Origin of the sequence: Ruegeria atlantica (genome assembly GCF_947495585.1) — a bacterium.
Classification (GTDB): domain Bacteria; phylum Pseudomonadota; class Alphaproteobacteria; order Rhodobacterales; family Rhodobacteraceae; genus Ruegeria; species Ruegeria atlantica_G.
Genome location: NZ_CANLZK010000001.1, coordinates 731,863 through 753,150 on the forward strand (window position 1 = coordinate 731,863; position 21,288 = coordinate 753,150).

Below are 21,288 nucleotides of genomic sequence, written 5' to 3' on the forward strand. Positions count from 1 at the left end.
CGAAGCAACGATCACGGATATCGCAAATTTCGTCATTGAAAACTCATAAAAGAAAACTAAAAAACCACCCATTTCATATCAGAATTTTTCTCTTTGAAATAGTATGGTTATCCTGACCTCTTCGGTGGGCAACGCCGGTGCTTCCGGCACCGGACTTTTCCCGATATCCATTCAAATTCCCCTTGTCGGGAATTGGGAATTTGTGGTCAACCTCCCCAACTGCAACTGAATCGAGACCTGCCGTGCCCAAAGCCTATCTCATCCTATTGCTGGCGGTTTTCGCCGAAACAATTGGCACAACGGCGCTGCAGGCCAGCCAGCAGTTCAGCCGGTTTTGGCCCTCTGTTTTGGTTGTCGTGGGTTACGGAGTTGCTTTTTACTTACTGGGCCTCACCCTGAAATTTATGCCGGTCGGCATCGTCTATGCCATTTGGTCAGGCTTGGGGATCGTTCTGATCGCCATAATAGGCTTCATTGTTTTTGGTCAGCGCCTGGACTGGCCTGCGGTGCTCGGTTTGGCGATGATATTGGCCGGAATCCTGATCATTCACCTGTTTTCCAGCACAGCGGGCCACTGACGACCGGTTAGGGCTGGCCTATTCAGTCAATCCGCGTTATGCGCGCGGCAACTTCCCGTTCAAAGGCTGACCTCTCATGGACCTGCGCAATATCGCAATCATCGCTCACGTGGACCACGGTAAAACGACCCTGGTGGATGAGCTGCTCAAACAATCCGGTGCGTTCCGGGAAAACCAGGCGGTGGCCGAACGCGCCATGGATAGCAATGATCTGGAGCGCGAACGCGGCATCACCATCCTTGCCAAAGCGACCTCGGTCGAATGGAAGGGCACGCGGGTCAACATCGTTGACACTCCCGGCCACGCCGATTTCGGTGGCGAGGTTGAGCGGATCCTCAGCATGGTCGACGGTGTTGTCCTGCTGGTAGACGCCGCCGAAGGCCCGATGCCGCAGACCAAATTCGTGACGTCCAAGGCGCTGGCGCTGGGCCTGCGTCCCATCGTGGTGCTGAACAAGGTCGACAAACCCGACGCTGAACCAGACCGCGCACTTGATGAATGCTTTGACCTATTCGCCAACCTCGGCGCTGACGATGACCAGCTGGACTTTCCGTCCATGTACGCCTCGGGCCGCTCGGGCTGGGCGGATATGGAGCTGGACGGGCCACGCAAGGACCTGACCGCCCTGTTCGATCTGATCGTTGATCACGTCCCTGCCCCAAAGCAGGTCGAAAACAAAGACGAACCCTTCCGCATGCTGGCCACGACGCTGGGCAGCGATCCGTTCATCGGTCGCATCCTGACCGGTCGTGTGGAAAGCGGCACTTTGAAGGCGGGCGACAACCTCAAGGCGCTAAGCCGTGATGGCACGCTGATCGAAAACTTCCGTGCGTCGAAAATCCTGGCGTTCCGCGGACTGGCCCAACAGCCCATCGACGTGGCCGAAGCCGGTGACATCGTCACCATCGCAGGCATGAGCAAGGCAACCGTAGCCGACTCGCTGGTTTCGCCGCAGGTTGACGAAGCCCTGCCCGCACAGCCCATCGATCCGCCAACCATCACCGTGACCTTCGGCATCAACGACTCGCCGCTGGCCGGTCGGGACGGCAAGAAAGTTCAGTCGCGTGTTATCCGCGACCGCCTGATGAAAGAGGCCGAGTCGAACGTCGCGATCCGCATTTCCGACACACCCGGCGGCGATGCCTTTGAGGTCGCTGGCCGTGGCGAATTGCAGATGGGCGTTCTGATCGAAAACATGCGCCGTGAAGGGTTCGAACTCAGCATCTCGCGTCCGCAGGTTCTGTTCCGCGAAGAAGACGGTCAGCGCATGGAGCCCATCGAAGAAGTCACCATTGACGTCGACGATGAATATTCAGGCTCGGTGATCGAAAAGATCACTGGCGCGCGCAAAGGTGAACTGGCCGAAATGCGCCCGGCCGGCGCGGGCAAGACCCGTATTATCGCGCATGTACCGTCGCGCGGGTTGATCGGATATCACGGCGAGTTCCTGACCGACACACGCGGCACCGGTGTTCTGAACCGTGTGTTCCACGGCTGGGCGGCCCACAAAGGCCCGATCCCGGGTCGTCGCGCGGGGGTTCTGATCTCGATGGAAAACGGACAGGCCGTGGCTTATGCGCTGTGGAACCTGGAAGAGCGCGGCCGGATGTTCGTTGCCCCGCAAACCGACGTGTATCAGGGCATGGTCATCGGCGAACACTCACGCGATAACGACCTTGAGGTGAACCCGCTCAAAGGCAAGAAACTGACCAACGTGCGCGCCAGCGGTTCCGATGACGCCGTTCGCCTGACACCCCATATCCAGTATTCTCTGGAAGAGGCGATTGCCTATATCGATGATGACGAACTGGTTGAGGTCACTCCAAACGCCATTCGGTTGCGCAAGCGTTACCTTGACCCGCACGAACGGAAACGGATGGCAAGATCGGCCTGATCCGGTCTGTGATATTGTTTACATAATCCAAACAATAAGCCGTTCGTGGTAAAATTACTTCTAGAATTACCATCCAAATCAAAGGAAAGCCCGTCTTGCTGACGGGCTTTTTCTTTTGTTTTTCATACTGTTTCACCAATAGGTTGCAAATCTACTGTGGTTTATCGCTGTTACTCGACCATCAAATGAGGCAATATGCGGATGTATTTTTGTCCAAACTGTGGCACAATTACTTTGTTAATAGGTGTTGGTAATGAGTTTAAAGGAGTAGCGCTATGCGCGTAAGATCCCGTTTATATTCGATTGTATTTTTATCCGCGACATTTCCACTGATGGCAACAAGCCCGGCTCATGCGGCTGAAGTTTGCAAAGTCAAAACAGCCCGGCAATCTGTATCCACCGAAACGCTTTGTAGTTGCAAAGTCGTCGACAAGCGGATGCTGCGCTACATTCAGCGCCGCGCCGACTTTGAGGATATCTTGGCCCGCACATCGCAAGCCTGTCCTCTGTTCGCAGCGATTTTGACTGATATCCCGACGGCAACCGTTGCAAGAAACCGCACCAGCGACGGCGATGACAGAAGCTCTTCAAGTGGTAACAACGGTTCGTCCGAAAGCAACGGCGGTGCCGGAGTATCCGGAACAAGTGGTGAATCCGGCAATGGTGGTGATGGCGGCAGCGGCAATGGCGGCGGAGGCAATGGCGGCGGCAACGGTGGTAGCAACGACGGTGGCAACGGTGGCGGTAATTCCGACAGCGGTGACGGCAACGGCGACAGCAATGGCGGCGAAAACTCCGGCAGCGGTGACGGCAATGGCGGCAGTAATGGCGGCGGTAACTCCGGCAGCGGCGACGGCAACGGCGGCAGTAATGGCGGCGGTAACTCCAGCAGCGGTGATGGTAACGGCGGCAGCAATGGCGGCGGTAACTCCGACAGCGGCAGCGGTAATGGCGGCAGCAATGACGGTGGAAACTCCAATAGCGGCGACGGCAATGGCGGCGGCAATGGCAACGGCAACGATGGCGGTAGCAGCGACGGAAGCGGTGGCGGTGCCGGTGGTGGCGGCGCCGATGGCAGCGGTGGCGGCCACGGCGGCGGTGGCAGCGACGGCAGTGGCGGCGGAGCCGGTGGCGGCGGTGCCGATGGCAGCGGCGGCACCCTCTGACGTGATCAAACGCAAAGCAGCCTGAAATTTTGGGCTATGCCTTAAAAAAACGCCGAAAACGTCTCGACGTTCGGTCTTACAAACAAAGGGGCGACTATCATGTCGCCCCTTTTGCCAAAGATAACCTGATAGATCAGTCGATATTTTTAACTTCTTCCGTACACACCAACCCAATGGCTGGGTTTCGTCGGATCCTGCATCCGAAGGAACAAATACCGCGTGGCCGACCAGGGTTTGATCCGGTTGGTCAAATTATCCAGCACCAAATCCCCCCGAGCGGAGCGATAGACAAGAACTGCATGTGCATTTCGGCGCGTATCCAACACTGTCGCGATCAGCAATTTGTTAGGATCAACGCCCGCCCTTATCAAATCTCTTTTCTTCAAAAGAGCAAAATCCTCGCAATCCCCGCCGCGCGTTGTCGGCAAAGCCCATCGCTCGGTGGTGCGGTATTGCGTCTGATCCGAAACCGCGCGCGTCGTCGCATTGACCTGACGGTTGATCCGCTCAATGATCTGCATTTCCTGCTGGGACGTCATGCGTACCGACGCTTTATTGGCGCAAGCCCAAGCGTACTGTCGGCACAATTGCTGTGCACCCGAAGGCGGAGGGGACGCCGCGAGGGTTCGGATGAAGCTGCCCTCACTTGCATCCACATGGGAACCGACAAGCATGGCCCCGCAAACCAATGCCGCAATCCCCACTGCCCGACCTGAATGTGTTTTCAGCCGCCCAAGAGCGGCCTTGAGTCCGATATCTACCGATTTCATGCCTGAACCTCGATCCCTGTCTACGCAACGATTGACGACAAACAGGACCGTATTCGATTAGAAACAACTAATGGTAAACGGTAGCGCTTGTACAATCTGAGGCGAACGTGAAGGGGAAAAAAGGCGGAATTTCGTCACTTAATATGGCTATTTCGCGCAAGAAATGAGGATAATACGCCACAATCTAGGCAGGAAAAATACCAATAACTCTCTTTGAAAGACAATAAGGCGCTGGAATCACAAAGATTCCATATGGGTCGAAAATTGCCACAATACAGTTCACTTCATTTGTGCATAGTTCGGCTGAATTTCGCCCATGAGCTGATCTGATTGGCGGAAAACCCGCCAATCAGATTCGCCAGACCTTTAGTCGGTGATTTCTACGACGACCAGTTCACGCTCACTTGCGCCGCGCGCGTGGTCCAGGGCCTGCTGGTATTCCGGTGAATTATAGCACTCGACCGCGGCCTCGACGGATGGAAATTTGGCGACCACATTGCGCGGGCGCTCTTTTCCTTCCAGTTGGACGTAACGTGCAGCGCGGGCAATAAACGCCCCGCCGTGCTTGGCAATCGCAGGCCCAGCGAGCTCCGCGTATTTCGCATATGCGTCCGCATCCGTCACGGTGACGTGGGCAATCCAGAGTGCAGCCATCTTATCCTCCCAAAACCTGTTCTGCGGCTTTGATCGCCGCATCTGCGTTCGACGCGTCCTTGCCACCGCCCTGTGCCATGTCGGGGCGTCCACCGCCGCCTTTACCGCCCAGTTCTGCGACAGCCGCACGAACTAGATCAACGGCCGAGACTTTGTCGGTCAGATCGGCCGTCACACCGGCGGCCACAGCAGCCTTACCGCCCGCATCCGCGATCAGTAAAACGGCACCGGACCCCAAACGGCTTTTGTGTTCATCAATCAGCGCAGGCAGGTCTTTGCCCGATACGCCGTTCAGCGCCTGCGCAAGGAAGGCAACGCCGTTCACATCACGCGCTTCGCCGCCACCCTGCCCGGCCCCGCCGGCCATGGCCAAGTCACGGCGCAGCTGCGCCACTTCGTTTTGCAGCGATTTTCGTTCATCCAACATTGCTTTGACGCGGCCGACAACGTCATCCGGCTGCGCCTTGAGTTCCGATGCGATCTGACCCAGACGCTGATCCTGCTGGGAAAGATGCCGCAGCGCCTCGTCACCGGTCAGCGCCTCGATCCGGCGCACTCCCGCACTACTGGCGCTATCGCCCAGAACCACAAAAGTACCGATGTCACCAGTCTGGCGAACATGCGTACCGCCACACAGCTCAATCGACCAGGTTTCGCCATCCTGACCCTTGCCGGTCGGAGCTTTGCCCATGGACACGACACGGACCTCGTCGCCGTATTTCTCACCAAAAAGCGCCTGCGCGCCCAGTTCGCGCGCATCATCGGGTGTCATGATCCGAGTTTCGACAGTCGAATTCTGACGGATAAAGTCATTCACATCACGTTCGACCTTTTGGATCTCATCCCCACTCAGCGCCTTGGAATGGCTGAAGTCGAACCGCAATCGGTCAGCCGCGTTCAGCGAGCCGCGCTGTGCAACATGATCGCCCAGCGTTTCACGCAGCGCTTCGTGCAGCAGGTGCGTGGCCGAGTGGTTCGCGCGGATTGCCGTGCGCCGCGCATGGTCGACCTCAAGCTCGACAGCGTCACCTTTGGACAAAGCACCCTGATCAACGGTCACTTTGTGCGCATAGACTTTGCCATCAGCGAATTTTCTGGTGTCTTCGACCCGCGCCATGTCATCGCGTTCTTCAAGACGACGGATTTCGCCAGTATCACCGATCTGACCGCCAGCTTCGCCATAAAACGGCGTCTGGTTGACAATCACCCAACCGGATCCGCCCTTTTCAATTGTGTCGACCAATGCACCATCGACCACCAAAGCGGCAATCTGCCCTTCGGCCTTTTCCGTGTCATAGCCCAGAAAATCCGTAGCTCCGGCAGTATCCAGCACATCAAACCACACTGCCTGATCCGCAGCCTCACCCGAACCGGCCCATGCCGCACGGGCCTTGGCTTTTTGTTCGGCCATGGCCGCGTCGAACCCGTCCGTGTCCACAGAACGACCCTTTTCACGCAGGGCATCCTGCGTCAGGTCCAATGGGAACCCATACGTGTCGTACAATTTGAATGCCGCATCACCCGGAAGTGCCGCGCCCTCGGGCAAGCCTGCAACTTCATCATCCAGGAGTTTCAGACCACGATCGAGGGTTTGCTTGAACCGCGTTTCTTCCAACAGGAGCGTCTCTTCGATCAACGGCTGCGCCTGTCCTAACTCAGTGTATTGCGCGCCCATCAGCTGCACCAGACTTGGCACCAGCTGATACATAACCGGATCTTTCGCCCCCAGAAGATGCGCATGACGCATAGCACGACGCATGATCCGGCGCAGCACATAGCCACGCCCGTCATTGGACGGCATCACGCCATCAGCGATCAGGAAGGATGTCGCGCGCAGGTGGTCCGCAATTACCCGGTGGTGCACATTCTGGTCGCCATAGGGGTCAACCCCGGTGGCATGAGCGGACGCTTCGATCAATGTCTTGAACAGGTCGGTGTCATAGTTGTCATGGCTGCCCTGCAGCAGCGCGCCAATCCGTTCCAGCCCCATGCCAGTATCGATCGACTGCATGTCGAGTTCGACCATCGAGCCGTCTTCGAACTGCTCGTTCTGCATGAAAACGATGTTCCAGATTTCGATGAACCGATCGCCGTCTTCGTCGGGCGATCCCGGAGGGCCACCCCAGATGTGATCGCCATGGTCGTAGAAAATTTCGGTACACGGTCCACACGGACCAGTCGGACCCATCTGCCAGAAGTTATCGCTGGTGGCGATGCGGATAATCCGGTCTTCGGGCACGCCGACCTTTTTCCAGATCTCGAACGCCTCGTCATCCGTGTGATACACCGTTGCCAACAGACGGCTCTTGTCGATGCCGAATTCCTTGGTGATCAACTCCCACGCAAAAGGGATCGCCTCGTGTTTGAAGTAGTTGCCGAAGGAAAAATTGCCCAGCATTTCAAAGAATGTGTGGTGACGTGCGGTATAGCCAACGTTATCGAGGTCATTATGCTTACCACCGGCGCGCACGCATTTCTGTGCGGTCGTGGCGCGTTGATAATCACGGGTTTCAACACCGGTAAACAGGTTCTTGAACTGCACCATGCCCGAGTTCACGAACATCAATGTCGGGTCATTGCGCGGAACCAGCGGGCTGGACGCGACAATTTCATGCCCCTGTTTGGCAAAATAATTCAGAAAGGTTGAGCGGATATCGTTCAGCGTGGGCATATGGCTCTCTCGGCGCGCAATCTCAGTGTTCTGAAATGGTTTATCCCCGTCCCCAAGGATAGTCCACAAAGATAAATCGGCCTTGTTTTTTAAGGGCTAGAAAACCCCTAACCAAGTGCAGCACACACCAATTGAACGGGATCACCATATATAGAACGAGTTAAGGCGGCCACGCGGACCGCCTTATTTCGAGTATTCTAAGTTCTTGCAAAACCGGGAGGCTTTTGCAGCCCCCAATTGGGGCTGTTACGCCTCGAGGATGTCGTCTTCCTCGGCAGAACCGGGTGGCATGTCGAACTCCAGGCCGTGCGCGGCCCGAATCTTGTCTTCGATATCCAGAGCAATGCGGCTGTTGTCGCGCAGGTATTGCTTGGCATTCTCACGCCCCTGCCCGATCCGTTCGTCGCCATAGCTGAACCACGAGCCCGATTTCTCGACCACTCCAGCCTTAACGCCGAGATCCAGCAACTCACCCATCTTGCTGATGCCTTCGCCATACATGATGTCGAATTCCACCTGCTTGAAGGGCGGCGCCACCTTGTTCTTGACCACCTTGACGCGCGTCTGGTTGCCAACAACCTCATCACGATCTTTGATCGCGCCAATCCGGCGAATATCCAAACGAACCGAGCTGTAGAATTTAAGCGCGTTACCACCAGTCGTGGTTTCGGGGCTGCCGAACATAACGCCGATCTTCATCCGGATCTGGTTGATAAAGATCACCATGCAATTCGAGCGGCTGATCGAGCCTGTCAGTTTACGCATCGCCTGGCTCATCAATCGGGCCTGCACGCCAACACTGCTGTCGCCCATGTCGCCTTCGAGTTCCGATTTCGGCGTCAAAGCCGCAACTGAGTCGACGACAACCATATTCACAGCGCCCGAACGCACCAGCGTATCGGTGATCTCAAGCGCTTGTTCACCGGTGTCAGGCTGCGAGATCAGAAGCTCATCCAGATCAACACCCAGTTTGCGGGCATATTGAGGATCCAACGCGTGTTCGGCATCCACGAATGCGCACACACCACCGCGTTTTTGCTGTTCTGCAATGCAATGCAGCGTCAGCGTCGTCTTACCCGAGCTTTCCGGGCCATAAATCTCAACAATCCGGCCCATCGGCAGACCACCAATTCCCAGCGCGATATCCAAGCCCAAAGACCCGGTCGAGCTTGCATCGATGTCCTGCTTGGCATCCTCGCCCAGCTTCATAATCGAACCTTTGCCGAACTGCCGTTCGATTTGCGCCAGCGCGCTATCAAGCGCCTTTTGCTTGTCTGCGTTTTTCTTGTCGCTCATTGTCAGAAGATCCGCCATTGTCCTGTCGCCTTCTCTTTTGTCACACCCATGATCGGGCGGCAATCACTGCTTTGTTCGCCTCTTGTTCCTTATGGGACCAAAAAGAGAACATTTCAACTAAAACTTACAATACTTACTGTTCGGCAATTGTGTTAAAGAGTCGTTTACGCCAATCTGCGACTACTAAATTAAGCGGCGAAGGGCGAATAAATGCTTGTTTTCTATAAAGAACGCCTTGCGTTTCTGGCAGTCCCAAAAACAGGCAGCACGGCCTATCACACCGCCCTGAGCGCGCGGGCCGACTTTGTCGTCACCGGCCCACCTGAATTGAAACATGCGCCTGTTCGCCGTTATGACAGGTTTTTTCAAAACATTTTTCGCAAAATGTATGACACCGAGATGGAAATCATGGCCGTCGTGCGCGAACCTATCGACTGGCTCGGAAGTTGGTACAAATACCGCAGCCGAGACGACCGCATCGGGCATCCGCATTCAACCCGCGACCTGAGCTTTGATGATTTTGTGCAAGGTTACATGAAAAACCCCCGCCCGGAATTCGCAGATGTCGGCAGTCAAAGCCAGTTTTTCCGTACCCGTAACAACGGGTTCGGTGCGACGCATGTTTTTAAGTACGAAAATCAGGACAAGATCCTGAGCTTTCTGCAGGACCGGTTGAACATAGAAATCACCCTGCAGCGCGAGAATGTCTCACCAAAGCGCGACCTATTCTTGTCGCCGGAAACAGAAAAGAAGTTCCGCAAACACCACGCCGACGAGTTTTCCTGCCACGAAGCGGCGCTTTAGTCAGTTCAGTTGGTGAAACACAGCCTCGGTCAACTGCGTCAGAGAGAACGGCTTGGGCAAAAATGTGGAATTCGCAATCTCGGGACCTGAATCACCAAAGGCGCCTTCGGTATAGCCAGACATAAAGATCACCCGCACATTCGGTCGGGTCTCCATCGCTTTGCGCACCCAGGTTGGCCCGTCCATGCCGGGCATGACCACGTCTGTCACAAAGGCATCCACATGCACCGACCCATCCTCCAGCAGGTGCAGAGCCTCTTCGGCGGACCCGGATTCGAGCACGGTGTAGCCCTTCAATCGCAATGCACGTGTGGCAAAGGCCCGAACCGGGGCCTCATCCTCAACCAGCAGAATTACGCCTTCACCCTGCCGGGACGCCGGTTTTTCCGGAAGGCTGGCGATATCCTGGTCGATTTTCTGCGGTGCGGTTGAAACCGGCAGATACACGGTAAATTCGGTTCCCTTGCCCTGAATACTGTCGACAAAGATGAACCCTCCGGTCTGTTTGACGATGCCATAGACCGTCGACAATCCAAGACCGGTCCCCTCACCGGTGCGTTTGGTCGTATAGAATGGCTCGAACACTTTTTGCAGCTTGTCCGCTGGGATGCCAGTGCCGCTATCAATCACTTTCACGGTGACGTATTCGCCGGGTTGAACCGTTGCACGATCCCGCCGGAACGGTTCGGTCAGAGACACAACCTCGGTCTCGATACGTACCTCGCCCCCTTCGGGCATCGCGTCCCGTGCGTTCACGACCAGGTTCATAAAGACCTGTTCGAGCTGCCTTTTGTCTGCGCGCACAGGCTTCAGCACGGGATCATGGCTTAACGTCAGGCGAACCTTTTCGCCCACCAGGCGGTTCAAAAGATGGATCAGGTCGGAAATTGTGTCGCGCAGGTCCAAAACCTCGGGCTGCAGGGTCTGCTTGCGCGAGAAGGCCAGAAGTTGACTGACCAACGCCGCGGCCCGGTTGGCGTTCTGGTTGATCTGAACCAGGTCACCGTAGTTTGGATCATTCTGATCGTGCCGCAGCAGCAATAGATCGCAATGCCCTGAAATCGCAGTCAGAAGATTGTTAAAATCATGCGCCACGCCGCCCGCCAATTGCCCGACAGCCTGCATCTTTTGCCCCTGCACGAATTGAGCTTCCAGTGTCTTCAACTCTGTCGCATCATTCAGGACAGCGATCAGACAAATCTGTCCCTTGCACGTCACTCGGTTCAGCGTGACCTGCACGAAAACCTCTTTATCCTGTCGTGACAGGCGCAGAAATTCCGATCGGGGAACGGCATTCTCTTCGGTCGCGGTGCGGGTCAACCAATCCAGGATGGGATAGCCAAGCCCGTGCATGATTTCAGCCACGTTTGACTGGCCCGGCTGGATCTCTCCGATCAGCTTAATCGCCATCCGGTTCGCATCCAAAATTTCGCCTTCGGGGGACAAACACATCACTGGTACGGGCAGCTCAGCGAATGGGGCATTGCCCCCAGATGGGCCTGCAGATTTCATCGGCAACAAAAGCAGATCGCGCACAGTGCCCAAGCGGGACAGCTCGGACACGGTCACCGGCACCTGACCGTCCGAAGTTTCAGCCAGCGAGATTTCACCCGGTTGCGGGATGTCATTGGGAAATATCTTACCCATAACGTCAGGCCTGTTACCGATCATGGCCTCTGCCATTCCATTCACGCGCAGAATTGCCCCGTTGCGACCCTCTGTCAGCACTGGAACCGGGGCGTCATCCCATTGCCCGCCTTCATCCAGATGAAACCGCCAGCAGAACACATCCTGCCCCACGCTGAACACCGAGATCGGGATTGTCGAGCCAACGGTCACGATATCTTCGCGGGCGCGTTCGTGGATTTCCGCGATGGATTGCAGGCGCAACAGGATCGCTGCGGGGTTAGCGAATTTGGATTTCAGGCAATGCTGCAATCGCGCACCCGGAAAAGCATTTATCTGCGCCCTTGCCCGCGTGTTCGCGCTCAGAATATCGCCATTTGCGTTGGCGATCACCGTCGGACATAAGTCCTGTTCGGTGAAGACGGCCATCACTTCTGCCGAATTGCGTGCCGTCCGTTCGGCCGTGACCCCCCGAAAAACTACCAGAAGACCGGCTGATAACAGCGAGACGCCGGCAACAACAAGCCCCGTATTCCAGGCGGTCGGTAAAACGTCTGTCAACGGTGTTACGCTCAGCAATGTGCCTAGAACAACGAGCGGCACAAGGCGCGAGAAGGCCGGTGTTTTTCGCGAGGTCGGCTCAGAAAAGATCTCTGCAGTGTCGGACATTAACAACTCAGGTCAAAAGGCTTTTTCACACTCAGCCCGAATTTGGTTAACGCCCCCTTAAGGACAGCGAAAACATCTACCTAGGGTTGTTATGCAATGACGCACTATCGCGTCAAGTGCGACGTAAAGAACCCGTCTGCACCGTGTGTCACAAGCCACGACTTTCGCATCGTTTCGGTCCAGTCGGGATTCAGTTTCAAAAATCCGTCGACAATTTCGCCGTTTTCATCATCTAACATGGAGCAGGTCGCATAGGCTAGAATTCCACTCGGTCCAACCAGTTGAGCGGCGGAATTCAGGATGTCGGACTGAAGTACATTCAGCGCGTTCAACCCCTCTTCGGACAGCGCCCACTTGCCTGCCGGGGCACGCCGCCACGAACCGCTGCCCGAGCATGGCGCATCCGTCAGGACAATATCGAACGGAGCCTGACGGGCCACATCTTCCGGCTGCAGGCAGGTAACACGCACACCGGCCCGTTTCGCCCGCGTCGGCAGATCGCGCATGCGCCCTGCGTTCACATCATGCGCAAAGACCTCGACACCCGAATGGGCCGCCAAAGCCAGGGACTTGCCGCCACCGCCTGCGCAATAATCCAGAACGCGCAGTCCCGGCCGCAAGCCGAGCGCTGCGACAACGGCTTGGCTGGCTGCGTCCTGCAATTCGACCAGACCTTCGGAATAGGCGCGGCTTTGGGCGATTTTCCGGGCCCCTTCAGTGGCCTCCAAGGCGGTTTCACACGCCGGATGGTCTTGCGCGCTGATCCCGTCAGCACTCAACGCAGCAATCGCACCAGCCCGATCGGCTTTGGCAAGGTTGGCCCGCAGGTGAACAGGTGCACGGGTTTGCAATACCTTTGCCGCCGCCTCTGCTTGATCACCAAGCGAGGTTTGAAAACGCGGCCAGAGCCATTCGGGGATGTCGCACCGCTCGGCGTCCGAGCCGAACGCGCGCGGCGCATCGGCGGCAGTTAACGGCTCTGGCGTATATCGTTCACCTGTAAACAGCGTCTCGGGATCACCGCCGTTTGACCGGATCGAACCAATCATCAAACCGCGCCCGGTTTCTGCCCCGCCCAAGGCTGAGAAGGTCCGTTTGCAACGCAGCGCTTCGAACACGTGATCGCGCACGGCGGCCCGGTCTTTCGAGCCCGCAAACCGACTGCGGCGCGCCCATCCTGTCAAAGCCTTTTCAACCGGTGCCCCTGCGAGGATATCATCAAGGGTTTCGATCGAAGCCTGAACGCGCGCTGCTGGGGTCATAAGATATTTCCGATTTCTCTGCTAAGCCCAAAAAACGCAAAACGGCGCCCGCGTCGGGGCGCCGTGCTGCAAACTCTGTTGCGTCACATTACCCGATAGTTCGGGCTTTCACGCGTGATCTGAACGTCATGCACATGGCTTTCTTTCAGGCCAGCGCCGGTGATTTTGACGAAGTTACAGTTCTTGCGCATTTCTTCGACCGTTGCACAGCCGGTATAACCCATCGCCGCGCGCAGGCCGCCGACCAGCTGGTGAACTACTGCACTGGCCGATCCCTTGTAGGGCACCTGCCCTTCGATCCCTTCGGGAACCAGCTTGTCGCTGGCCGCGTCTTTCTGGAAATAGCGATCCGCCGACCCGCGCGCCATGGCGCCAAGGCTGCCCATTCCGCGATAAGATTTGAACGAACGGCCCTGGTACAGGATCACCTCACCCGGGCTTTCATCCGTTCCCGCGATCATCGAGCCAACCATTGCACAGGACGCGCCTGCCGCGATTGCCTTGGCAAAATCACCCGAGAATTTGATGCCACCATCGGCGATGACCGGAACCTCTCCGGCGGCCGTCGCGCAGTCCATGATCGCTGTCAATTGAGGTACACCGACGCCTGCAACCATCCGGGTTGTGCAGATGGAGCCCGGCCCGATGCCAACCTTGATTGCATCCGCCCCGGCATCGATCAGCGCCTTGGTGGCCTCGCTCGTCGCTACATTGCCCGCAATGATCTGGACCTCGTTCGAGAGTGTCTTGACCCGCCGCACCGCGTCCAGAACGCCTTGCGAATGCCCATGTGCAGTGTCGACCACGATGATATCAACACCCGAATCCACCAATTGCTCGGACCGTTCGAAACCAGAATCGCCAACAGATGTCGCCGCAGCGACCCGCAAACGACCCAACCGGTCCTTACAGGCGGTCGGGTTCAGCACGGCTTGTTCGGTATCTTTCAGGGTCAGCAGGCCTGTCAGCTTGCCTTCGCCATCGACCACCAGCAGTTTTTCGATCCGGCGCGCTTTCATCAGGCTCTTGGCCTCTTCCAGATCTGCAGGTTCCTGCAGCATCGCCAGATTGTCCGATGTCATCATCACGTGAACCGGCGTCTCGTCCGAGGTCGCAAAGCGCATATCGCGATTGGTCAGGATACCCACGACGCGACCGCTTTCATCGACGACCGGAAAGCCGGTAAAGTTATAGCGCTGCACCAGTGCTTTTGCGTCCGCCAGCGTTTGGTTCACGCTCAGCGTGACCGGGTTGTATACGATACCCGACTCAAATCGCTTCACGCGACGAATCTCTCGGGCTTGCTCTTCGACCGTCAGGTTCTTGTGAACAACGCCGATACCGCCTGCCTGCGCCATTGCGATGGCCATGCGCGCCTCGGTCACCGTGTCCATGGCCGAGCTGAGCAGCGGGATGTTCATCGTGATTTCACGCGTCACACGTGTGGCTGTATCCGCCGTCGCCGGCAGCACCGACGAGGACGCCGGAACCAATAAAACATCGTCAAAGGTAAGTGCCTCACGAATCTGCATCTGTTAACCCCATGCAAAAGCCCGTTTGGCGGTGACCCTATTACATGGATTTAACCTAAGGAAAAGCCCCTGACCTAAACTAGTTTCCCTTCGCTGGCCGATACTGCGGCAAAAAACGACGCAAGACGTTCAAAACGTGCCGCTGAATGGCCTTTCCCTTTGCGCACAAACCCATATCTTGCCGGGCATACGCGCGAATACAAAAGGCAGGCCAAAAAATGACCACCGACCCCCTTGTCGTCTTTACTCCGTCAGGCAAACGCGGGCATTTCCCCGTGGGCACTCCGGTTCTGACCGCTGCACGGCAGTTGGGTGTGGATCTGGATTCGGTCTGTGGCGGCCGTGGGATTTGTTCGAAATGTCAGATCACACCCAGCTATGGCGAGTTTCCTAAACACGGCGTAACCGCATCCGAGAACGCGCTGAGCGAATGGAACGCGGTCGAACAGCGTTACGATGACAAACGCGGCTTGAAATCGGGCCGTCGCCTGGGCTGTCAGGCGACGGTTCAAGGCGACATCGTGATCGATGTCCCACCCGAAAGCCAGGTCCACCGTCAGGTTGTTCGCAAGGCCGCCACCGCACGGGCCATTACGATGGACCCGGCAACCCGGCTGTATTTCGTGGTGGTGGAAGAGCCCGACATGCATTCGCCAACAGGCGATCTGGAAAGGCTGGAGCGCGCGCTGCGCGAGCAGTGGAACATTGACGCCATCACCGCCGATCTTTCGCTGATGTCCAAGCTGCAGCCCGTCCTGCGCAAGGGCAAATGGGAGGTCACTGTCGCCCTCCACAAAGGCCACAAGGATGAAGTGGCGCGCGTGGTCGAAATCTGGCCCGGATTGCATGAACATGGGCTTTATGGTCTGGCCATCGACCTTGGCTCGACCACAATCGCGGCGCACCTGACAAATATGGAGACCGGCGAGGTCAAGGCGTCCTCGGGCCTGATGAACCCGCAGATCCGCTTTGGCGAAGACCTTATGAGCCGCGTTTCCTATTCGATGATGAACCCGGGCGGTGATCAGGAGATGACCAAAGCCGTGCGTGAGGCGATCAACGATCTGACCACCTCAATCTCTGAGGAAGCCGGGATTAACTCCGAACTGATCGTGGAAACGGTGTTCGTCTGTAACCCAGTGATGCACCACCTGCTGCTGGGTCTGGACCCGGTTGAGTTAGGTCAGGCCCCCTTTGCTTTGGCGACCTCGGAAAGCATGTCCCTGCCCGCGCGTGAGATGGACCTGACAAATATGAACCCGCGCGCACAGGTCTATATCCTGCCCTGTATTGCGGGCCATGTCGGCGCCGACTGCGCCGCGGTGGCACTGTCGGAGGAACCGGGAAAGTCCGAAGACCTCGTGCTAATCGTGGACGTGGGCACCAACGCTGAAATCCTGTTGGGCAATACCAGCCGCGTCTTGGCGTGTTCCTCGCCCACCGGCCCGGCATTCGAAGGCGCGCAAATCAGTTCCGGTCAGCGAGCCGCACCCGGCGCTATTGAGCGCATCGAAATCGACCCTGTTACCAAGGAACCGCGCTTTCGCGTGATCGGGTCCGAAAAATGGTCCGACGAGGAAGGTTTCGATCAAGAGATTGCGACAAGCGGCATCACCGGCATCTGCGGCTCGGGCATTATCGAAGCGGTCGCCGAAATGCGAATCGCCGGGCTTTTGGACGAGAGCGGCCTGATCGGGTCTGCAGGCCAGACCGGCACCGTACGTTGCGTCCCCGAAGGCCGCACCCACGCCTATCTGATCCACGACGCCAGCGCCGAGGGCGGTCCGCGCATAACGGTCACGCAGGGCGATATCCGCGCCATCCAGCTAGCCAAATCCGCGCTCTATGCCGGTGCGCGCCTGTTGATGGATGAAATGAACGTCGACACGGTGGATCGCGTCGTGCTGGCCGGGGCGTTCGGCGCGCATATCTCGACCAAGCACGCGATGGTTCTGGGTATGATCCCCGATGCGCCTTTGAACAAAGTCTCAAGTGCCGGCAACGCGGCTGGTACCGGCGCGCGAATTGCCTTGTGCAACATTGGCGCCCGGTCCGAGATTGAGCGTGTCGTACGCGAGATCACCAAGGTCGAAACAGCCATCGAGCCGAAATTTCAGGACCATTTCGTCGCCGCAAATGCCATCCCGCACAAGACGGACCCGTTCCCGGAATTGGCGCAGGTGGTCACTCTGCCCTCGCCTTCCTTCAATGCCGGTGGTGGAGAAGAAGGCTCTGGTCGCAGACGGCGCAGGCGGTCATAGTCACCCTTGAACTAAGGGAGGCGACATGCAGATCGCAAACGAGGAACAGGCTGAGTACTGGGGAAAATATTCGTCCGGATCCAAATGGCTGACCTATGAGGACCAGCTGGCCTATGGCGCAGTTCAACTCTTAACATCATTCAACAACGAAAGAATTTCGGCCTGTGAGCCAATATTTTTCTTTTCCAGTGCAAGAGCAAGCCTACCAAGTTCTCTATTTGAAAGCAGTTTCAGCGCCTTGTAGTGTACAGCGATAGTAAGAGTGTTTGGGTCATCAATGGCACTCATCATTTCTAAGAATCCAACCTGCCCGCCATCAGGCCAATATCCTACGTGTCGGCGTTTTTCTTCGCCGAAAACGCTTCTTGGACTCCCAAAGTTATCAATCGCCCACGCGTTAATTAGCATAAACTCCGATGGCCTCTTTCTGGAAGCGAACAGCACCTCCAAAGCTCCATTTTTTGCTTCTACATCTCGACATACAGCACTTAGTATTTCTTTGGTGACTGGAAACGGAGTAACGAATTTGGTCGTTTCGGGAATATCAGAGATTCTTTTTTTCATAGAGAGCACATTGAGGCTTTCAGCCAACCAATTCTTATGAATCCCCTCCGCTACGGGTTGGAAGGAGGTTAAAGGTCTATTTTCAAAGCCAAAAAAGTCCCTGTTCATCAAAGGGCTGACAAACAAATTCTTTGCGTCAAGGATCACAATTTGCTCGGTTGGGGATACCCTTCCCGCCGCCAACTTAATCGCTTGCTGAATTCGATAACCGTTGTTTCCTCGCCAACCTCTGTGTCTATGAAATAGCAAACGGTTGATATACCGGGACTTCAACCCAGGAAATCCTGCCCAACTTTTCATAAACATATCGTCGCCACTAAGAAAAGTAACGATCCCCGAGAGCGCACCGTAGTTTGGAAGCATCTCTTCTAAACCAGACCTCATGTGATGTTCTTGTTGATCGTTGACTACAACTATTATTTTGGAAGTGGTTTCTCGGTCGACAAACTGAGCCATAGATTTTGCTTGCAACGCTAACAATGCTAAATCCCTGTGATGAACCACAGTAACAAATGTAATCATGTCAGGGCCTTCAGATACTTGGGACGTGTTTTGAGGTGCGGAATTGGTTGTGATACAGGCGCATTCAATTGCCAACACTACGAAAACTGAATGTAGTCCACAGCGAAACTAAAGCGAAGACATCGGTATCACCATTATCACCGAAAGGCTTGCGCCGGATTGCCGCTACAAATCTGGCTGCCTCATTCGCTGATTTGAAACACACGATTCCTCTGAAAGTTGTTTCAATAGGGAATAAAATGGAGCGGGTAGCGGGAATCGAACCCGCGCGTTCAGCTTGGGAAGCTGACAGGCTACCATTACATCATACCCGCCGCGTTTTTCACCGATATCATCAGAGGCTCATCGACTTCAAGAACCCATCATCGGAAAAGCGGCGCCGCCTTTTTCCGTCCAGACGCACTACAGCCTTCGAACAGGACAACGCACCTGGTTCCGTGAATTAGAAATACCTTCTGCCTCAACGCCAGTTGCGCTTGCAGATCGACCAGCCCCTCGAAATATTCATTTTTCCCAAACGCTTGCTTAAGTCAGCGTCTGCCTGTGTTGGGCGACGAGGTTGACTCATCTTCGTACGTGACGGGTATCGCGATATCGCCACTAATCTAGCGATCTTGTCAGGTTCCGGCGGCGATCAGACTCAATACGAAAAAAGGCCGGACACTTGGTCCGGCCTTTGTTCACTAGAAGTGAATGGATCATGCGCGACGACGACGCCCGCCACCACGACGGCCACCAACAGCGCCCGCTGCGCCGGCCTCTTCCGGGGATTTGTTGAACCGAATCCACTCGCCACCATGCGGGTCATTATTGGTCAGCAGGTTGGCGGCACGGATAGCTTCCATTTCCTTACCGGCGCGCGGCTTGGTCGAGCCCAGACCGAACAGCTGACAGAAGGTTTCGTCATCCATGTCCGCAGGCAGAATGATCCCCTTGGCTTCGACCTCGGCCTTTTTCTCGGCCAGCTTTTTGGGACCCACAGGCAGCGCCACCGGGTTCATGATTGCCGACGTCATACCTGCGCCCATTGCCATCGGCAGGAACGCATTGTTGATCCCGTGGCGGTTTGGCAGACCAAAGGACACGTTCGAAGCACCACAAGTCGTGTTTACGCCCAGTTCTTCGCGCAGGCGACGGACCAGCGCAAAAACCTGCTGACCCGCGGTTGCCATCGCGCCGATGGGCATCACCAGCGGGTCAACAACGATGTCATGCGCAGGGATACCGAAATCGGCGGCCCGCTCAACAATCTTCTTGGCCACTTCGAAGCGCACATCGGGATCTTCGGAAATACCGGTATCATCGTTCGAGATCGCAACAACCGGCACGTTGTATTTTTTGACCAGCGGTAGAACCAGTTCCAGACGATCTTCTTCGCCGGTGACCGAGTTCAGCAATGGGCGGCCCTCGGCAGCTTCAAGACCAGCTTCCAAAGCGCCGGGAACGGACGAGTCGACACATAGCGGCACGTCAACCAGACCCTGCACCAGCTCGACGATCTTGCGCATCAGTGGCGGTTCGGTCTCGTTCGGGTTGGGGTTCGAATTGTAGACAACGCCTGCGTTGATATCCAGAACGGTTGCGCCAGCGGCAACCTGCGCCAACGCGTCTTTCTCGACGGTCGAGAAATCGCCGGCTTCCAACTCGGCCGCCAGTTTCTTACGGCCCGTCGGATTGATCCGCTCACCGATCACGCAGAACGGTTCGTCAAAGCCCAGAACGGCAGTTTTTGTTTTTGATTCTACGACTGTACGCGTCATGTCCGTTCCTTAGGAGTTTACAGGCTTTGCCGAAGCGCCGCCGTTATTGATGGCCCAGTTGGCGTTGGTCTTGATGCCGCCAAGCGGGAAGAAGTGTACATTGGTGATGTTGAAATCCGGGTTGGCCGCCTTGTGGTTGGCCAGCTCGGTGATCACATCGGTCGGCTCGTAGGGCAGCAGCAGCTTTGACACGTCCATGGCACGCTTTTGCAGGACCTTCAGCGACGGGCCAACACCGCAGGCGATGGCAAACTTGATCAGCGTCTGCAGCTTGGCCGGACCGGCGATACCAATATGAACCGGAATATCGATACCAGCTTCTTTCAAACTGTCGGCCCATTCGATGATCGGTTTGGCTTCAAACGCAAACTGTGTTGCCAGCGCCATTTCGGCATCAGTGGTCTCGCTGAATTTCTGCTTCCAGCGCAATGCGTCGTCGACATTCTTAGTCGAGCCGTCGGGGTCGATATCCTTGTTGCCCTCAGGGTGACCCGCGACGTGCAGACGCTTGAAGCCTGCCTTGTCGAACAGACCACTTTCCAGCAACTGCATCGAGCTATCGAAATCGCCATGCGGGTTGGTAACCCCACCGGCCAACAGCAATGCCTGATCAACGCCTGCCTCGCCCTGATACATCGAGATCCAGTTTTCCAAAGTCGCCGCATCCTTGATGATCCGCGCCGGGAAGTGCGGCATCACTGGATAGCCTTCGTCGGCGATCCGCTTGGCGGTTTTGACCATATCCTCGATGGGCGTGCCTTCGATATGAGCAATGTAAACGCGGGTGCCTTCTGGCAGCAGCGCGCGGAAATCTTCGACCTTTTCGGCGGTGCGCGGCATCACCTCGATCGAATAGCCTTGCAAAAAGGCTTCGACGGTCGGGTTTACAGGGCCGTTTTCGACCGCATCACGTTTCTTGAAGTTCAGCAAAGCCATTGCGGCCTCCCATAGATGTCTCGGGCTCATGCCCAACCGTCATTGGCGATCAGGGCTTTGATGCGGTCCTGATCGTATTCTGTTTCCAAACGCGTGGCTTCGGCCTCGGCAATCTCGGACGGGTCGCCGTCGACTGCAAAGGGGGCCGCCTTGCGCCACTCGGCCAGATAGGCATCGCTATCCTTGGCGTTCACCTTCATGGCCGCGCGGTCGATGGCTTGTTCGAACCGTTCCTCCAATTGCCGCTTTGCGCCACGACGGCCTTTGCCGACGATGACTTGGGCGGGAATATCGCGCCAGTAAACAATGGTGACGTCAGGCAT

General features: G+C 56.5%; 16 protein-coding genes and 1 tRNA gene. 5 read left to right on the forward strand and 12 right to left on the reverse strand.

Annotated elements, in window-relative coordinates:
- Positions 1-242: 242 nt before the first annotated feature.
- From QMP16_RS03600 to QMP16_RS03610, 3 genes are all read left to right on the forward strand, one after another.
- Positions 243-578 (forward strand): DMT family transporter, encoded by a 336-nt coding sequence (locus QMP16_RS03600; RefSeq protein WP_282151243.1) that lies wholly within the window; start codon positions 243-245, stop codon positions 576-578.
- A gap of 76 nt (positions 579-654) precedes the next feature.
- Positions 655-2,472, forward strand: coding sequence for a translational GTPase TypA (gene typA / locus QMP16_RS03605; protein WP_282151244.1), 1,818 nt, complete (start codon positions 655-657; stop codon positions 2,470-2,472).
- A 332-nt stretch (positions 2,473-2,804) separates the two neighbouring features.
- Positions 2,805-3,638: a hypothetical protein gene (locus tag QMP16_RS03610; protein WP_282151245.1), complete on the forward strand. Its 834-nt coding sequence runs from the start codon at positions 2,805-2,807 to the stop codon at positions 3,636-3,638.
- A gap of 146 nt (positions 3,639-3,784) precedes the next feature.
- On the opposite strand, the gene QMP16_RS03615 is transcribed toward QMP16_RS03610, so the two are convergent.
- The 4 genes from QMP16_RS03615 to recA form a co-directional block, all read right to left on the reverse strand.
- Positions 3,785-4,408, reverse strand: a complete 624-nt coding sequence (locus QMP16_RS03615) for a transglutaminase-like cysteine peptidase (protein WP_282151246.1) — start codon at positions 4,406-4,408, stop codon at positions 3,785-3,787.
- Positions 4,409-4,774: 366 nt separating this feature from the next.
- Entirely contained in the window at positions 4,775-5,062 is a 288-nt protein-coding gene (locus tag QMP16_RS03620) for a DUF1330 domain-containing protein (RefSeq protein ID WP_170557245.1), read from the reverse strand.
- Position 5,063: 1 nt separating this feature from the next.
- Positions 5,064-7,733, reverse strand: a complete 2,670-nt coding sequence (alaS, locus tag QMP16_RS03625) for an alanine--tRNA ligase (RefSeq protein WP_282151247.1) — start codon at positions 7,731-7,733, stop codon at positions 5,064-5,066.
- A gap of 246 nt (positions 7,734-7,979) precedes the next feature.
- A complete protein-coding gene (gene recA / locus QMP16_RS03630; RefSeq protein WP_108858591.1) occupies positions 7,980-9,047 on the reverse strand; it encodes a recombinase RecA in 1,068 nt (355 codons plus the stop codon).
- 192 nt (positions 9,048-9,239) lie between these two features.
- Between recA and QMP16_RS03635 the strand changes: the two genes are divergently transcribed.
- The gene (locus QMP16_RS03635) at positions 9,240-9,833 is read left to right on the forward strand and encodes a sulfotransferase family 2 domain-containing protein (RefSeq protein ID WP_282151248.1); all 594 of its coding nucleotides are present in this window, start codon (positions 9,240-9,242) and stop codon (positions 9,831-9,833) included.
- On the opposite strand, the gene QMP16_RS03640 is transcribed toward QMP16_RS03635, so the two are convergent.
- From QMP16_RS03640 to guaB, 3 genes are all read right to left on the reverse strand, one after another.
- Positions 9,834-12,128, reverse strand: coding sequence for an ATP-binding protein (locus QMP16_RS03640; protein WP_282151249.1), 2,295 nt, complete (start codon positions 12,126-12,128; stop codon positions 9,834-9,836).
- 104 nt (positions 12,129-12,232) lie between these two features.
- On the reverse strand, positions 12,233-13,390 hold the full coding sequence (locus QMP16_RS03645) for an RsmB/NOP family class I SAM-dependent RNA methyltransferase (protein WP_282151250.1): 1,158 nt from the start codon (positions 13,388-13,390) through the stop codon (positions 12,233-12,235).
- Positions 13,391-13,473: 83 nt separating this feature from the next.
- Complete coding sequence (gene guaB / locus QMP16_RS03650; protein WP_282151251.1) at positions 13,474-14,922, reverse strand: IMP dehydrogenase; 1,449 nt, start codon at positions 14,920-14,922, stop codon at positions 13,474-13,476.
- A gap of 218 nt (positions 14,923-15,140) precedes the next feature.
- Here guaB and QMP16_RS03655 point away from each other — a divergent pair, with 218 nt between their 5' ends.
- Positions 15,141-17,183, forward strand: a complete 2,043-nt coding sequence (locus QMP16_RS03655) for an ASKHA domain-containing protein (RefSeq protein ID WP_282151252.1) — start codon at positions 15,141-15,143, stop codon at positions 17,181-17,183.
- 123 nt (positions 17,184-17,306) lie between these two features.
- Here the strand turns inward: QMP16_RS03655 and QMP16_RS03660 are convergent, their stop codons facing one another.
- From QMP16_RS03660 to QMP16_RS03680, 5 genes are all read right to left on the reverse strand, one after another.
- Positions 17,307-18,269, reverse strand: coding sequence for a DUF6492 family protein (locus QMP16_RS03660; RefSeq protein ID WP_282151253.1), 963 nt, complete (start codon positions 18,267-18,269; stop codon positions 17,307-17,309).
- 240 nt (positions 18,270-18,509) lie between these two features.
- Positions 18,510-18,583, reverse strand: a tRNA-Gly gene (locus tag QMP16_RS03665).
- Between the two features lie 384 nt (positions 18,584-18,967).
- Positions 18,968-20,029, reverse strand: a complete 1,062-nt coding sequence (locus QMP16_RS03670; protein WP_058277989.1) for a methyltetrahydrofolate cobalamin methyltransferase — start codon at positions 20,027-20,029, stop codon at positions 18,968-18,970.
- A 9-nt stretch (positions 20,030-20,038) separates the two neighbouring features.
- Entirely contained in the window at positions 20,039-20,965 is a 927-nt protein-coding gene (locus tag QMP16_RS03675; RefSeq protein WP_282151254.1) for a methylenetetrahydrofolate reductase, read from the reverse strand.
- Positions 20,966-20,991: 26 nt separating this feature from the next.
- Positions 20,992-21,288, reverse strand: coding sequence for a virulence factor (locus QMP16_RS03680; RefSeq protein WP_058271696.1), 297 nt, complete (start codon positions 21,286-21,288; stop codon positions 20,992-20,994).